11 protein-coding genes and 1 pseudogene are annotated in these 15,185 nt (G+C 64.3%); 8 read left to right on the top strand and 4 right to left on the bottom strand.

Annotated elements, in window-relative coordinates:
* Positions 1 to 34: 34 nt before the first annotated feature.
* The 5 genes and pseudogenes from KTQ36_RS00280 to KTQ36_RS00260 form a co-directional block, all read left to right on the top strand.
* Positions 35 to 265 (top strand): annotated as a pseudogene (locus KTQ36_RS00280) (elongation factor 4); the annotation flags it as partial.
* Positions 266 to 447: 182 nt separating this feature from the next.
* Entirely contained in the window at positions 448 to 2,052 is a 1,605-nt protein-coding gene (locus tag KTQ36_RS00275; RefSeq protein ID WP_218631802.1) for a hypothetical protein, read from the top strand.
* Positions 2,053 to 2,128: 76 nt separating this feature from the next.
* Positions 2,129 to 2,371 (top strand): hypothetical protein, encoded by a 243-nt coding sequence (locus tag KTQ36_RS00270; protein ID WP_218631801.1) that lies wholly within the window; start codon positions 2,129 to 2,131, stop codon positions 2,369 to 2,371.
* Between the two features lie 12 nt (positions 2,372 to 2,383).
* The gene (locus KTQ36_RS00265) at positions 2,384 to 3,775 is read left to right on the top strand and encodes a class I SAM-dependent methyltransferase (protein WP_218631800.1); all 1,392 of its coding nucleotides are present in this window, start codon (positions 2,384 to 2,386) and stop codon (positions 3,773 to 3,775) included.
* Between the two features lie 171 nt (positions 3,776 to 3,946).
* A complete protein-coding gene (locus tag KTQ36_RS00260) occupies positions 3,947 to 5,893 on the top strand; it encodes a hybrid sensor histidine kinase/response regulator (protein WP_218631799.1) in 1,947 nt (648 codons plus the stop codon).
* Between the two features lie 9 nt (positions 5,894 to 5,902).
* Here the strand turns inward: KTQ36_RS00260 and KTQ36_RS00255 are convergent, their stop codons facing one another.
* Both KTQ36_RS00255 and KTQ36_RS00250 read right to left on the bottom strand, forming a co-directional pair.
* A complete protein-coding gene (locus KTQ36_RS00255) occupies positions 5,903 to 8,239 on the bottom strand; it encodes a putative bifunctional diguanylate cyclase/phosphodiesterase (RefSeq protein ID WP_218631798.1) in 2,337 nt (778 codons plus the stop codon).
* 91 nt (positions 8,240 to 8,330) lie between these two features.
* Positions 8,331 to 10,256, bottom strand: a complete 1,926-nt coding sequence (locus KTQ36_RS00250; RefSeq protein ID WP_255553897.1) for a M1 family metallopeptidase — start codon at positions 10,254 to 10,256, stop codon at positions 8,331 to 8,333.
* Between the two features lie 130 nt (positions 10,257 to 10,386).
* Here KTQ36_RS00250 and KTQ36_RS00245 point away from each other — a divergent pair, with 130 nt between their 5' ends.
* Positions 10,387 to 11,610, top strand: coding sequence for a sensor histidine kinase (locus tag KTQ36_RS00245; protein ID WP_218631797.1), 1,224 nt, complete (start codon positions 10,387 to 10,389; stop codon positions 11,608 to 11,610).
* Positions 11,607 to 12,407 carry a LytR/AlgR family response regulator transcription factor gene (locus KTQ36_RS00240; RefSeq protein ID WP_218631796.1) on the top strand — a complete coding sequence of 267 codons (801 nt, stop codon included), beginning with the start codon at positions 11,607 to 11,609 and terminating at the stop codon, positions 12,405 to 12,407. Before KTQ36_RS00245 ends, KTQ36_RS00240 begins: the two co-directional genes overlap by 4 nt.
* Here the strand turns inward: KTQ36_RS00240 and KTQ36_RS00235 are convergent.
* Entirely contained in the window at positions 12,401 to 13,363 is a 963-nt protein-coding gene (locus KTQ36_RS00235; protein ID WP_218631795.1) for a hypothetical protein, read from the bottom strand. The two genes, KTQ36_RS00240 and KTQ36_RS00235, sit on opposite strands and share 7 nt — an antisense overlap.
* A gap of 34 nt (positions 13,364 to 13,397) precedes the next feature.
* A complete protein-coding gene (locus KTQ36_RS00230; protein ID WP_218631794.1) occupies positions 13,398 to 14,762 on the bottom strand; it encodes an MATE family efflux transporter in 1,365 nt (454 codons plus the stop codon).
* Between the two features lie 42 nt (positions 14,763 to 14,804).
* On the opposite strand from KTQ36_RS00230, the gene KTQ36_RS00225 reads away from it, so the two are divergent.
* Positions 14,805 to 15,185, top strand: a complete 381-nt coding sequence (locus KTQ36_RS00225) for a VOC family protein (protein WP_218631793.1) — start codon at positions 14,805 to 14,807, stop codon at positions 15,183 to 15,185.

Raw genomic sequence — 15,185 nt, 5'->3', positions numbered from 1 at the left:
CGCATCAGTCCCCCGGACTGCTGGCGCAGGGTAAATCTTCAAAATCCCGATCCAGGCCGCCATCGGCGGCAAGATCATCGCGCGCGAAACGATCAGCGCGATGCGCAAGGACGTGACCGCCAAGTGCTACGGCGGCGACGCGACGCGTAAGCGCAAGCTGCTCGAGAAGCAGAAGAAGGGGAAGGCCAAGATGCGGGAGTACGGCAACGTCTCGATCCCGCAGGAAGCCTTTATCGCTGCCCTGAAAATGGGTGATGAAGGCTAAGCGCCCGAGTGTAGCGCCGCCGACGCGATAGCGTCGCCGAAGCAGCGCGAGTCTTCGCGACCCGCTGGCCGACGCGGGAACGCCTCTCTCGGACGAAGGAAACCTCGCTTCGCTCGTTATTCCTTCGCCTCGGTGCTCATTCGCGCTTGCTACCCTCGCACGCTCGCGCCATGCTCGTTTGCATGAGTAAGTCGGGGGAGACGGCGCGGCGTGCGCCTGGTCGTGATCGGGGTAGCAAGCGCGAATGGTTCATCTGGGGCCTGGGCGCGATGGGGGTTGGGCTGACGGCCAGCCTGCTCAACATCCTGCTGTTCCATTCCTATCCGATCCTGGTGCCCGAAGTCGGGATCGTGTGGGTCATCCTGATGGCCTGCGCGCTGCTGTTTGCAATCGTGCTGGCCGACGTGCGCTTCTCGATCAAGGTGGCGTTGGGCGGGTTCCTGGCGCTGCTGCTGGCGGACTGGAACATGGCGTCGATCGACTGGCCGTTCGTGGCCGGGGTCGCGGGGCTGCTGTTCACCTATCGCATGGGGGTCGATTTTTTCCGGCTGGTGACGGTCGCGTTCGCGGTGATCGGGATGACCAGCCTGCTCGGGCTCGGGCAGGATGCGGAGCGGATCGAGACGGTGGAGCGGGAGCTGGCGCCCGTGGAGGTGGCTGAGGAGCCACCGCTGCTCGTCCACCTGATCCTCGACGAGTTCGAGGGCGTGCGCGGGCTTGACGCGATGCCGGGGCATGAAGGCGAGGGCGAGGCGATGGCCGCATCGCTGATGGAGCATGGCTTCACCGTCTACGACGATGCGCATACGCAATATTATCACTCGGTGACGTCGATCCCGATGTTCCTCAACTATGGGGAGCTCGGCGAGTCCTTCGGCAATAGCGATGTCGGCGGGGTGACCGGCGCGACCCGCTGGTTCTCCGACCTGCGCGCGGCCGGCTATGACATCGATGTGGTGCAGTCGTCATTCGTCGATCTATGCGAGGGGAACGAGGTGCAGTCGTGCCGCACCTACTGGCGCGAGAATTTGCAAGGGATACGCGAAGCGGAGGTTTCGACCGGTGACCGCGCGCGCCTGATCTTTATCCATATCGGTCGGCAGCTGGTGCTGGCGCTGGTCTATTCGGGCGTGATCGAGAATATCATCGACGGGAACTTCCTGACCGGCGAAATTTCGGTGCATGCGCCGCTCAAGCATCGCGGGGAGGCCAACACGATCAATTCGGTGCACGAGCTGGAACGCGTTGCCGACGTCGTGAAGGATAAGGGGCCGGGTGATGCGATTGTCGCACATGTGCTGGCCCCGCACTTCCCCTACAGCCACGATGAGGACTGCAAGACGACACCGGTGACGGGATGGCAGACGGCGTGGCAATCTTCGTCCGAGGAAACGCGCGCCGCCGCCTATGTCGCACAGGTGCGCTGTGTCACCGGCCTGATCGGTCGGGTGGCGGATGCGGCCGACGCGGCTTCGGGCGGCAATTATGTGATGATCGTCAATGGCGACCATGGCTCGCGCCTGGGTAGGGAAATGGCGCGTTGGGGCATGGACCAGGGCAGCGAGGCGCAATGGCTCCACGCGGGCTCCACCTTGTTCGCGGTGAAGCTCCAGACGCCCGCTCCTGGGCGAATGAAAGGGCCGGCAAGCCTTGCCGAGCTCTTGGAAGGAACCGACGCCGGACAGGCGCAAGTGCCGCACGAACCCGAAGGCGTTCCGCCGACCTTGCTGGAACCACCCGACCCGGACGGACGGACATTCGCGCCGATCGCATTGGACTGGCAGTGAGTTCGTGGTTATCAAATTGCTAAGAATTGGCCGCTAGCAGGAAGAGCGACAGTCAACCAATGGGGACAATTCGACCATGACCATTTTGCGTAAGGCCGCTGCGGTGGCGATCCTGATTTCGATGACCGCCCCGGCGCATGCCTATCTCGATGGCGCCACTGCAAGCATCGCACTGCAGGCGATCATCGGCTTCTTCGCGGCCTGGGGCCTCTATTCGCGTCGCGCGATCGGCTGGGTGAAGGGCCTGTTCGGCATCAAGCAGCCCGAGCTAGAGATCGACGAAACGCTCGAGGCCGAACCTGAAGCCGAGACCAAGTAAGGAATTCCAAGCATGACTGACGGGGGGCGCGTGGCCGGTTCATTCCGTGACCGGGCAGGGCAGGTGTATCGCCACGAAGGGCGCATCCTTCGTTCAGTAACCAAAGGCGCCGCCGCCGCGGCCTATGAGGCCGCGCGCGATGCCGGGCTCTACGGCCGGCTGGTCAAGAAGGGCCTGCTGGTCGGGCTCAAGGAAGTCGAGGCCCCCGCAGCGCTCGCCTGTGACGATGTCGCCTATTGGCTCGAACATCCCACGCTGCCCTTTATCTCGCATCCCTACGAATGGCCATTCGCACTCTGGAAGAAGGCAGCGATCACGCAGCTTCGCGTGCATCTCGAGGCTTTGAAGGACGGCTTCACCCTGTCCGATGCGACCGCCTACAACATCCAGTTCGATGGCGTGACCCCGCGCTTCATCGACCATCTGTCGATCCAGCCCTATGAAGAAGGCGAGGCATGGGTCGGCCACTACCAGTTCGTCAGCCAGTTCCTCGGCCCGCTCCTCCTATGGGACAAGGTCGGCATCGCGCCCAACCATTGGATGCGCGGCGCCCTCGAAGGCATTGCGCCCGAAGACCTCGCCAAGATGCTGCCGTGGAAAGCCAAATGGTCGCCGGTCGTGCTCGCTCATGTCGTCGGCCTCGCCGCGCTCCAGAAAAAGCGGCTTGCGACGACGCCCGCCGAAGCGCGCGCCGCCAAGGAGAAGGCGAAGCTGCCCAAGGCACGTTTCGTCGCGATCCTCGAAGGACTGAAAGCCTATATCGAAGGCTTGCAGCCGCCCGGGGGCGAAAGCGTCTGGGGCGAATATGCCGACAATACCAGCTATTCCTCGGACGAACAGCAGCAGAAGGCTGACTTCATCGGCAAGCTCGCCGCCGATACCAAGGGCCTGACCTTCGATATCGGCTGCAATAGCGGCGACTATTCGGTGGCCGCGCTCGAGGCAGGCGCGAGCCGCGTCATCGGCTTCGACTTCGACCATAATGCGCTGAACCTCGCGGTGAGCCGAGCCGAACAGGAAAAGCTCGCCTTCACGCCGATCTGGCTCGACGCCGCCAACCCGTCGCCCGATCAGGGCTGGGCGGAGCGCGAGCGTGAGGGGTTTGCCCGTCGCGTGCGGGGCGACGCGATGGTCGCGTTGGCGGTCGTTCACCACATCGCCATCGGCCGCAACGTGCCGCTCGACGAGGTGGTGGGCTGGCTGATGGACATGGCGCCTGACGGGATCATCGAGTTCCCCGACAAGCAGGACAATATGGTCAAGACACTGCTGGCGATGCGCGAGGATATTTTCGACGATTATACCGAAGAGGATTTCCGCGCGGCGATCGAAAAGCGGGGCCGAATCGTCGACGAGTTGCGGCTGGTCGACGGCCACCGTTTGCTGGTGCGCTACTCGCGTTAGGCTTAGCCGAATCGAGGGATGTGGGGGTCGCTTCCCGCCCAGCGTCCGCCACGGAAAATTCGAGATCTCTGTCAGTTCGACACCAGTAGTGGCGGCAAACTGGGCTTTGTCGGAAAGCCGACTTATCCACAGGTGCGTGACTCGGGCGCGATTCTTTGCATTAATGAGGTCATGGCGAACTGGGGGGATCGCGAGTCGCCGTCTCTAGGCGGTGAGCTCTTTCAAGGCGTGCCCGGCGCGCCCCGCGAGGCTGCACCCGATTTCGAATTCTCGGCATTGCTGGCGATTGCCGACACGCTTCCGGTGATGGTCGCCTATTGCGGTTGCGATCAGAAATATCTCTTCCTCAACAAGACGCTCGCCAACTGGTTCGAACGTCCGCGGTCCGAAATCCTCGGCAAGCGCATCGATGAAGTCATGAGCGCCGAAGCCTATGCCCTGCGGCGCTCGTCGATCGAGCGCGCCCTCTCGGGAGAGGAAGTGGTCCTCCCCGCCGAGTTCCAGCATCCCACCCGCGGCCGCTGCTACACGAAGGCAACCTATCGCCCGCACCTCGATAGTGATGGCGACGTCATCGGGCTCGTCATGATCGTCGAGGACATCACCGATCATCGCACGGCCATGGAGCATCAGGACGCGCGCTTCAGGGCCGTGTTCGAAAGCATGGAGATGGCCGCACTGCTCGACCTCGATGCGCGCATCATCGAGATGAACCAAAAGATTCTCAAGAAGTTGGGCGTCACCATGGAGGACGTGGCGGGGCGCCCGGTGCTTGAGGTGCCCTTCATCTCGTCGATCCCGGAAAGCCAGCAGGCGCTTCGAGTCATCGTCGAAGGCGCACAGGCCGGTAAGGAAGGCGCGGTCGAAATCGACGTCGTCCAGGGCGGCGAGCATGGCGTGCACCTTGTCTCGGTGCGACCGGTCCTGGGCAAGAATGGTGAACCCGAATTCCTGATCATCGATGCTCGCGACCTCAGCGAATTGAAGATCGCGCAGGAGCAGCTCCGCCAGGCGCAGAAGATGGAGGCGCTCGGCCAACTGACCGGCGGCATCGCGCACGACTTCAACAATTTGCTGACGGTCGTGGTCGGCGGCCTCGATATGATCAACCGGCGCGTCGAGGACGCAAAAACCGCTGCCTATGCGACCAATGCTCTCGCTGCCGCAGAACGCGGGGCGCGGCTCACCGGCCAGCTGCTCGCCTTCAGCCGCGCGCAAAAGCTTGAGGTGCGCCCGAGCAACATCGCACAGTTGATCGAGCAGGCCCGCCCCTTGTTGCGAAATGTTCTCGGCCCGGGGATCGAGAAGCGCTTCTTCATCGACGAAGACGTCTGCCCGGCCATGGCCGATCCGACCCAGCTAGAAGTGGCATTGCTCAACCTCGCGGTAAACGCGCGCGATGCGATGCCCGACGGGGGCTGCCTCTGCTTCGGGTTGCACAAGATAGAAATCGAAGAAGATCCGGAGGTCGAGCCCGGCGACTATCTCGAACTCTCGGTGCAGGATACCGGGTCGGGTATGGACGAGGACGTGCGCGCCCGCGTCTTCGAGCCCTTCTTCACGACCAAGGATGTCGGGAAAGGGACCGGGCTCGGGCTGTCGATGGTCTATGGCATGGCGCGCCAGTCGGGCGGAACCGCGCGGATCGAAAGTACGCCCGGCAAGGGCACCACCGTGACCTTGCTGCTACGGTGCGCCGAAGAAGATGTCCTAGCCGATGACAGCCGGCCTAATGACGCGATCGCCAAGGGTCGCCGCGACGATCGTTCCGTCCTCGTCGTGGACGACGACGACGCTGTTCGCACCTTCATGGTCGAGACCCTCAGGGACGAGGGGTTCGTGGTGCATGAAGCTGCCGACGGGCGCGATGCGCTCGAGTGGTTCGCGGAGGAGCATCCCGATCTCGTAGTGCTCGATTACATCATGCCGGGGCTGACCGGTGCCGAGGTCGCTCGCCAGATGCTCGAGGAGACGCCCGGTCAGCCCATTCTGTTCGTGTCCGGCTATAGCGAAACCGATGCCATTCGCGCGTCCGCACCCGATGCCAAGTTGTTGGCCAAGCCGTTCCGGGGCGACGCGCTCGTCGATGCGCTCAGGAATCTGGTGGAAGCGGACTAAGCCCGCGGGTCAGGCGCGCTTGCGGGCGGCAAAGCTGGCGACCATGTTGGTCGCGCGTTCGTAGCTGAGCGGCCGGCCGAAGAGATAGCCCTGGATGGTGTCGACGCCCAGATCGCGCATGCGCTCGAAATCCTCGGCAGTCTCGACGCCTTCGGCAGTCACGTTCATGCGGAACGACTTCGCCAGCTGCACGATCGACTTGATGATCGCGACATTCTCTTCGCGCGTGCTGGCCTCGCGAACGAAGCTGCCGTCGATCTTCAGCTTGTGGAAAACCGCCTTGTTGAGATAGCCGATCGAGCTGTAGCCGGTGCCGAAATCGTCGAGCGCGATGCCGATGCCGAGCTGGCGCAGGCGCTTCATCGTGTCGAGCGTGGCACTGTTGTCGCCCAGGAACACGCCTTCGGTCACTTCGAGTTCGAGGCGGTTGCCCGGCACCTTGTGACGCGCCAGCGCCTGGCTGACGAGGTTGGGCAGGGCAGGCATGACAATCTGCTTGGGGCTGACATTAACCGCAACCGTGATCGGTTCGGGCCAGTGCGCGAGCGTGCGGCAGGCTTCCTCGATGACCCACTGGCCCAGTTCCATCATCAGGCCCATTTCCTCGGCCATGGCGATGAAGACGGGCGGGGGTACGAAGCCGCGCTCGGGATGCTCCCAACGGATCAGCGCTTCGAAACCGACGAGGCGCTGATCCTTTGCCGCGACGAGCGGCTGGTACATCAGGTGGAACTGCTTGCTGGCGATCGCGGCGCGCAGGTCGTTTTCGAGGCGGACCTTGTCCTCCTGCTCGCTCTGCAGCTCGCTCGAGAAATATTTGGCGACCCCGCGGCCCGCACCCTTGGCTTCGTAGAGCGCAAGGTCGGCCTTGAGGATGAGGTCGTCGACGGTCGCGCCGTCGATGGGCCCGAAGGCGCAGCCGATCGAGACGCCGATGCGGATCTCGATCTGGTCGATCATGTAAGGCTCGGCGATCGAGCGGATGATGCGGTCGGCGAGCGCCTCGACATTGCGGCGCGACTGGCCGTCATTGACGATGATTGCGAATTCGTCGCCGCCCATGCGACCGACATGGCCGCCATCGCCGACTTCCTGGACGAGGCGCTTGGCCACCGCTTGGAGCACGGCATCGCCCTTGGGGTGGCCGAACGTATCGTTGACCGGCTTGAAGCCGTCGAGGTCGAGAAACATGATCGCGCAGGGCACGTTCGAAGTCGTCGCCTCGCGCAGCGCCTCGCCGAGCAACTGGCGGACGCGGCCACGATTGGGCAGGCCCGAAAGCACGTCCATGTTGGCGAGGTGGGTCAGGCGCTCCTGCGTGTTGCGCACGTCGGTGATATCCGAGCCCACGCCGCGGAAACCGACGAAGCGTCCGGCGGGATCGATGATCGGGTCGCCCGCCATCGATACCCAGCGCTTGCCGCGCTCGCCGCAATCGACTTCGAGTTCGAGATTGTTGAACTGCTGCGCGGCCTCCAGCGTCGCGTTCAATTCCTTCGACGCCGACAGGAGCGAGGGAAGGGTATGGCCGAGGATGCCACTGGTCGGGCGACCGAGCAGGGCGGCCATACGGCTGGAGAGATAGGTGACGCGATGCTCGTCGTCGGTCTGCCACAGCCAACCCACGCCGCGCTTTTCATATTCCTGGAGCAGCAGGCCGGCGCTCTCGCTGGCCGAGCCGACGTCGGCGTTGGTCTTGAGCTGGCCGAACGACCATTTCGACAGGGTGGTGACCCCGAAGATGACGACCGCGAGCGTGAATGCGGTTGTGAGCAGGAATTCGAACGGCACCTGCTTGCCGAGCATCAGCAGGCAATAGCTGAGCGAGACGGTGAAGGCGGTCAGCCAGACGGTCGCTGCGCGCGGGATGATGACGAGGCCGAGCCCGCCAATGCCGAGCCCGGCAACGACCGAGGCGAGCACGATCTGCTCGCCGCCCGACAGCCCCTCGAAGACATAAATCGGGAGCGAAAGCCAGACGGCCGCGCGGATGACGACTTCGCCCATCAGCGCCCAGGGGGGCACGGGCTTGCCCGAGCGACCGATATTGGTGATCGCCTGCTTGCGGGCCAGCATCATCGCGCCGATATTTACGGCGGCGACGGTGCCGATCCAGCCGAGCAGGAGGAAGCTGTCGATCTTGCTGTGCAGCACGACCGGCACGAGCAGGGCGGCGACGATGTTGGCGATGGCGAAGAAGGGGGCGAGCTGGGCGCGCGAGATCAGCTGCCCGTCCTTGAGGGGCGAGCTGCCTTTATCCTCTTTCGCGCTGGCAACGCCGACATCCGCACCGTCGGGGGTGCGTGCCGAAATCATGCGCTTGTAACGGTCAGGTGCCTGATACATTTCGCCTTTTTGGCCCTCTGCATGCCATTTATCGCAGAAAGACCTAGCGAAAGAGCGTTACGACCAGGTTAAGACTGATGCGAAATTCGGACTAATCCGCTTCCGGCAAAAGCCCCATTTCATCGAGGTCGCGGCTGGTAATCGGGTGATAGAGCGGCCGGACCTTGGGATAGAGCTCGCGCGCGATCGGCAGGCCCCACTCTTCATCCTCCGCTAGCGCGACGAACAGCGGGCGCACGAACTTGCGGCGGCCGATGTCGGTCAGGAACTGCTCGAGACGCGGAACCGCCGGGTCATACCGGTTGGCGACCGCGGCCTTGAGCCACAGGAACAGCACCTCGTTATTGCCGGTGTCGGTCAGCCCGAACGCCTCGTCCATCGCCTTGAGCCGCGCGTCGGACAGATCATCGCTGTCGATCGCGGCGAGGAAGCGCAGCTTTTCGTTGGTGTTGAAGTCGTTCCAGGCGTCGGCATCGGGCGCGCCGCCCTCGTCGAAGGCCTCGACCGCGGCATCGACTTCGGCGAACGCCTCGGCATTGCCGAGCGCGATATTGTCGGGGATGCCGGGCTCGTAGATCCATTCGCGGACCTTGAGCTCGGCGGCCTTTTCCTCGTCGCCATCGAACAGATATTCGACCAGCTCCTCGTAGAACATGCCCGAGGTCACCGGCTTGAACGCATGGCGGTCGAACCAGCCCTTCATGAACTCGTCGAACCGCTCGCGCCCGACCTCGTTCTCGATCGTGCGCAGGAAGGCGCTGCCCTTGTCGTAGGGAATGCCGGTCAGCCCGTCATCCGGGTGACGACCGGTGAGGTCGATCGCTAGCGCACTGTCATCTTTGCGCTCGAGCCCTTCGACCTCCTCGTTCATCGCGTCGAGCGACAGCTGGACGTCCTGCTCGTAGCGTTCGGTGCCGTAGACCGCCTCGATGATGCGCTGTTCGGCCCACACGGTCATGCCCTCGTTGAGCCAGAAGTCGGCCCAGGTCGCGTTGGTCGTGAGGTTGCCCGACCAGCTATGCGCCAGTTCGTGCGCGATCAGGCTGACCAGCGACTTGTCGCCGGCGATGAAGCTGGGCGTCAGGAAGGTCATGACCGGGTTTTCCATGCCGCCGAACGGGAAGGCGGGCGGCAGGACGAGCATGTCGTAGCGGCCCCAACGATAGGGTCCGAACAGTTCTTCCGACGCGGTCACCATCTTCTCGGTATCGGCCAGCTCGGCGGCGGCTTCCTCGATCATCTCGGGCTCGGCCCACACGCCGGTCTTGATGCCGAGCGGCTTGAATTCGAGATCACCGACCGCCAGCGCGATCAGGTAGGGCGGCACCGACTTGTCCATTTCGAAGCGATAGACGGTATGCGTTTCGCCATCGGGAATGGGATCGCCCGAACTCGGCGCACTCATCACCGCGACAAGCGGGTTGGGCACGCGGATATTGGCTTCCCAGGTCTGGCGGATGCCCGGGCTGTCCTGCGTCGGGATCCAGCTGCGATTCTCGATCGCCTGGCCCTGGCTGAACAGGAACGGATGCTCCTTGCCCGACGTCTGTTCGGGGGTCAGGAACTGGAGCGCGCTGGCATTTTCCGCCGAGGCGTAGTGCACGACCACGGTCCGCGCGTCGCCGATCTGCACCGTGAGCGGCGCGCCGACATTGTCGGGTCCTTCCTCGCCCACTTCGTAGTCCAATGCCTTGCCCGTGCCGTCGGTAATCTTTTCCAGCCGCAGCCCGCGCGTATCGAGCACGATTTCTTCCGCTTCGTCCTTGGCGTCGATCGATAGCGTCGCCTTGCCCGCGACCTGCTTGGCATCGAGGTCGACGTCGAGGTCGAGCGCGATGTGATAGACGCGCGCCTCGAGCGGCTGGGCAAAGCTGTGAATGTCCTGCGCATCCTCGCGATCGAGGATCGGCGCAATCTCTCCGGTCGGCGCCGGCTCGGGCTTGGCGTCTTCGCCGGAGCGACAGCCGGCGACCGAAAGCAGGGCGAAAGCGGCGAACAGCGTGCGGGACAGGGACAAGTGTACTTCTCCATTCACGGCCGGGAGCGACAGGATGACAACCCGTCGCCACGGCAATTCGTTTCGTCGCCGATCCCTAGCGTCCCGGTGCGCCGTGCGCCACCACTATGCGCGGCGCGTGCGCGACACTATGTTGGATCGTGAAAGGAAGGCCATCATCGCCAGCGAACCTGTCTCCAGCCTGAAGCCCGGGGAGGCCGTGCCCAGCGAAGCGCCCGCCAAGCTCGTGCGCCAGGTCGACGAACAGAAGGGCGGCAAGCCCGCGCCGATCCTCGAGGGCGTCGGGCTCGACGAGCCCTTCTTCGCCGACAAGAATCGCGCCTTCTGGCTGCTCCAGTCATTGGGCTGGTCGGGCTTTTTCCTGCTGCGCTCTTTGTCGGGCATCGCCAACTCGATGGGCGCGATGTTCGTCGTCCATTGCCTGCTGCTGACCGCCACCGGCTATTCGATCACCCTTTTGATGGCCTCGCTCTATCGCCGGCTGATCGTGATGAAGGTCGGGGTGACCGCGGTCGCCACGCTCGTCACCGTGCTGGTCGCGGCGCTGACCTTTTCCTTCATCGAGACGTGGAGCCTCGCGACCTTCGTCAATCCCAATGTCGAGCCCAATCCGGTGCTCTACCTCGCCGCGATCAGCCTCGACTTCACGCTGCTGGCGGCCTGGTCGGCGCTCTATTACGGTATCAACTATTATCTGCTGCTGGAGGAACAGATCGACCAGCGGTCCAAGCTGGAAAGCCAGGCCTCGGCGGCACAGCTGGCGATGCTGCGATACCAGCTCAATCCGCACTTCCTGTTCAACACGCTGAACAGCATCTCGACGCTGGTGCTCCTGAAGCAGGTCGAGCGCGCCAATGCGATGCTCGCGCGGCTCAGCAGCTTCCTGCGCTACACGCTGGTCAACGAGCCGACCGCAAAGGTCCCGCTGGCCAAGGAAGTCGAGACGTTGAAGCTCTATCTCGACATCGAGAAGATGCGGTTCGAGGAGCGGCTGCGCCCGCATTTCCGGATCGACGCCGACACGGTCAATGCGCGCCTTCCCTCGCTCCTGCTCCAGCCGTTGATGGAAAATGCGATCAAATATGCCGTGACCCCGTCGGAGGAAGGCGCCGACATCTGGGTCACCGCGCGCCGGGAGGGGCAGGCCGTGCGGATCGAGGTCGCCGACAGCGGGCCGGGCAGCGGGGGCGGCCACGGCACCACCCATTCGACCGGCGTCGGGCTGGTCAACATCAAGGATCGACTGGCGCAGGCCTATGGGCCGGCACACGGTTTTCGCACCAAACAGAACGATAAAGGGGGTTTCAGCGTTATCCTCGAAATACCCTACGAAACGGAAGACACGAACACATGACCATCCGCACCATTCTCGTCGACGACGAACCGCTCGCCACGCAGGGCCTGCAGCTGCGTCTCGACGCCCATGACGACGTCGAGGTCGTCGCCACCGCCAATAATGGCCGCGAGGCGATCCGCGCGGTCAAGACGCACAAGCCCGACCTCGTCTTCCTCGACATCCAGATGCCGGGGTTTGACGGATTTTCGGTGATTTCCGGGCTGATGGAGGTCGAGCCGCCTTTGTTCGTCTTCGTCACCGCCTATAGCGAGCATGCGCTCAAGGCGTTCGAGGCCAAGGCGGTCGATTACCTGATGAAACCGGTCGACGAGGACCGGCTAGCAGCCACCCTCGACCGCGTACGCGAACGGCTTGCCGAAAAGGGCGCCAGCCGCAAGGCGGAGAAGCTGCAAAGCGCGCTCGAGGAACATGCCCCCGAAGTCGCCGAGAGCGTGGCCGACGGCAACGACCGTCCCGCCGCCAGCCGCTACGAGCAGGTCATCAATATCCGCGACCAGGGCCAGATCTTCCGCGTCGATGTCGAGGACATCGAGCGGATCGATGCCGCAGGCGACTATATGTGCATCCAGACCGGCGACAATACGCTGATCCTGCGCGAGACGATGAAGGACCTCGAAAAGCGTCTCGACCCGCGCCGCTTCCAGCGCGTCCATCGCTCGACCATCGTCAATCTCGACCAGGTCAAACAGGTCAAGCCGCACACCAATGGCGAATGTTTCCTGGTGCTCGATTCAGGCGCCGAGGTGAAAGTCAGCCGCTCCTATCGCGACGTGGTGGCGCGCTTCGTTCACTGATCCTGCTGCGCCGCGACCATCGCGGCTGCCGCAATCGCGCGCTCTTCGAGCGTGTCATGCTCGTCCCAGACGGCCTCGAGCGCGTCGTACCACGGCTTGGAGCCCCGGTGGGTGCGTAGGCCGGTCGTCTCGATATAGGTGGCATAGTCGTCGCCGAGCACGCGCTTGGCGGCGCGTCCCGTCGCGTAGAATAACAGATAGTGCCAGAAGCGGTCGTTCTCGAGACCAGCCGCGGCCAGCGCCGCCTCTGCCGCGGGGTCGATCGTGTCGCCGATCGGGCTGCCATGGGCGGTCTCGTGGACGAACATCTCGAGCCGGTGGCGGCTGTAATTCTCGTCGGTGGCGCTGAAGAACAGCATGTTGTCGTTCGAAAAGGCACCTGCCCAGTTCACGTAGGGCGAGAGGTAGGCGACATAGCCGGAATCACCCCATGTCGCATCGAGTTCCGCTGCGGTGGCGGCGAGCAAGGCAGGGCCATGAGCCGCCAACTTGGCCTCGAGGTCGGCCTTCGCCAACTCCGCGAACGCGCGATGGCGGGCCCAGAAATAGCGGCGATAGGTCGGCATGAAGGCGTCGAAGGGCGCGCGGATTTCGGGATCGATCGCATCGGGATCGGTCAACGCCTTGACGACGCTGAAAAGCCCGCCGCGAAACAGGCGTCCTTTTAATAGTGGAGCATAGGCCTCGGCGAGGGGCGCGAACTCGGCCGCGATGGTCGGGTTTTCCAGTAGCGCGGCGTCCTCGGGGCGCAGCGGAACTGCCGTATACCCATAGTCGCCACCCTCCATCGCTCGCGCGGCGTGAAACGCGAAAAAGTGGAGCGAGACCCATTCGCTCGTCCGGATATCGAAGAGGTCGAGGCCGGGCTGCTGCTCGACGTTGTCAGGAGGCGCTGCCGCGGCCGGCGTTGCGACCGTGAGGCCTGTCAGGGCAGCGGCGAGAACGGTGAGACGCAAGGCAACTTCCTATAGTCGACGGGCGGAGGCTGCGTCAGGCGGTTCCGCTTTGCAAGGCCGGGTCCTCGTCGATGCGCGCGGCGAGGCGGGGGAGCATCGCCCACTGGATCGCGGCGCGCGCGGCGAGGAACAGCGCGAAGCTGATCCACAGCCCGTTATTGCCCAGCGGCCAGGTGAGCCACAGCGACAGGGCGAGGAGGAGTGCCGCGCCGAGCATCGAGAGCAGCAGCGCGCGCGTCCAGCTGGCGCCCACGAACACCCCGTCGAAGATGAAGCTGGCGACGCCCGCGAAGGGCAGGAAGACCAGCCACGGCGCGAAGGTGAAGGCGGTCGCGGCGACTTCCTCGGTGGCGGCAAAGCTCCAGATGACGGGCGCGAGGACCAGCAGGCTGGCGATCGAGAGCAGGGTTGCTGCGATGAAGCCGCGCTTCATGATCGCGCCCGTCACGCGCAGGAAGCCGACGCGGTCGGCGGCGCCCTTGCGCTCTCCGTTGAGCACCTGCGCGGCATTTTCGAACCCGTCGAGCAACAGCGCCTGGAGCGTGAAGAGCTGGAATAGGATGCCGTTGGCCGCCAGCACGACCGCCCCGCGCTCCGCACCCAGCCGCGTCAGCGCGGCGAGCGAGGTGATGAGGATCAGCGTGCGCAGGAACAGGTCGCGATTGACCGAAAGGAAGGGGCGCAAATTCGCCCAGCGCACCGTGGCGCGGCGCTTGAGCGCGGCGAGCAAGGGGCGTCCGGCGGGCGTGGCGAGGACGAAGGCGAGCACCACCGCGAGCTTGGCATATTCGGCAATGAAGCTGGACCAGCCGATGCCCGCGATCCCCATTCCCTGTGTGATGGCGAGCCAGTAGCCGAGCGCGACGTTGAGGATGTTGTAGCCGACCTCGATAGTGAGCGCGGCCTTCACCCGGCGCGTGCCGACGAGGAAGCCGACCAGTGCCAGGTTGGCCATCACGCCGGGCGCGGACCAGTAGCGGATCTCGGCATAGACGCGCGCGGCGGCAAGCACCTCGCCCTCCGCCCCCAGCATGGCGAGCAGGAAGGGCATGAGCACGGGTTTGAGCACGATCAGCGTCGCTGCGATCGCGAGCCCGACGACCAACCCGCGCGCGAGCGTCTGCGCCTGCGCCTCGACCCCCGATCGCATTCCGTCCTGCGCGACGAGCCCGGTGGTGCCGGTCTTGAGGAAATTCATCGTGACGAACAGCAGCGCGAACAGACGCGCGCCGATATCGACCGCGCCCTGCGTCGGCGCGTCGCCCAGCCGTCCCACGATCCACATGTCGCCCAGCCCGATCAGCGCGGTGGCGACATTGGTCAGCATGGCGGGGATCGCAATCGCCCAGATGGCGCGCGTGTCGACGGGCGGTGGGGCGACGGGGTTGGTGCGGCTCATCGCTTTGAGCTATGGCAGCGCGACCATCAGAGGGAAAGCGATATGGCAGGGATCACGGGACTGGGCGGCGTGTTCGTCAAGCGCAAGGACGTCGAGGCGGCGACCAAATGGTATAAGGACGTGCTCGGGCTGAGCGGCCAATACGGCCCCGTCTTCCGCTGGAGCGACGAGCCCCAGGACGACCCCTTCTCGCTCCTGTCGAGCTTCGCCGACGACGTCACCTATTTCGACCCCGGCACGCGCGGCTTCATGATCAACTTCCGGGTCGACGACCTCGATGCCTTCCAGAAAGAGCTGGAGGAAAAGGGCGTGGAAATCCTGGGCCGCCAGGACGAACCCTACGGCAAGTTCGCCTGGATCCTCGACCCCGACGGCATCAAGATCGAACTTTGGGCACAGATCGGCCCCGCACCGAGCGAGTAG

The organism is Sphingomicrobium clamense (assembly GCF_019264355.1).
Taxonomy (GTDB): domain Bacteria; phylum Pseudomonadota; class Alphaproteobacteria; order Sphingomonadales; family Sphingomonadaceae; genus Sphingomicrobium; species Sphingomicrobium clamense.
The sequence above is the reverse complement of the archived record's forward strand: the minus strand, read 5'-3'. Positions and strand labels throughout refer to the sequence as shown.

What these genes read in the sequence shown, in the direction of transcription:
- KTQ36_RS00255 (WP_218631798.1), bottom strand. Translation starts at nt 8,239, where the DNA reads ATGTATCAGGCACCTGACCGTTACAAGCGCATGATTTCGGCACGCACC.
- KTQ36_RS00245 (WP_218631797.1), top strand. Translation starts at nt 10,387, where the DNA reads ATGTTGGATCGTGAAAGGAAGGCCATCATCGCCAGCGAACCTGTCTCC.
- KTQ36_RS00230 (WP_218631794.1), bottom strand. Translation starts at nt 14,762, where the DNA reads ATGAGCCGCACCAACCCCGTCGCCCCACCGCCCGTCGACACGCGCGCC.
- KTQ36_RS00240 (WP_218631796.1), top strand. Translation starts at nt 11,607, where the DNA reads ATGACCATCCGCACCATTCTCGTCGACGACGAACCGCTCGCCACGCAG.
- KTQ36_RS00265 (WP_218631800.1), top strand. Translation starts at nt 2,384, where the DNA reads ATGACTGACGGGGGGCGCGTGGCCGGTTCATTCCGTGACCGGGCAGGG.
- KTQ36_RS00225 (WP_218631793.1), top strand. Translation starts at nt 14,805, where the DNA reads ATGGCAGGGATCACGGGACTGGGCGGCGTGTTCGTCAAGCGCAAGGAC.
- KTQ36_RS00270 (WP_218631801.1), top strand. Translation starts at nt 2,129, where the DNA reads ATGACCATTTTGCGTAAGGCCGCTGCGGTGGCGATCCTGATTTCGATG.
- KTQ36_RS00275 (WP_218631802.1), top strand. Translation starts at nt 448, where the DNA reads ATGAGTAAGTCGGGGGAGACGGCGCGGCGTGCGCCTGGTCGTGATCGG.
- KTQ36_RS00260 (WP_218631799.1), top strand. Translation starts at nt 3,947, where the DNA reads ATGGCGAACTGGGGGGATCGCGAGTCGCCGTCTCTAGGCGGTGAGCTC.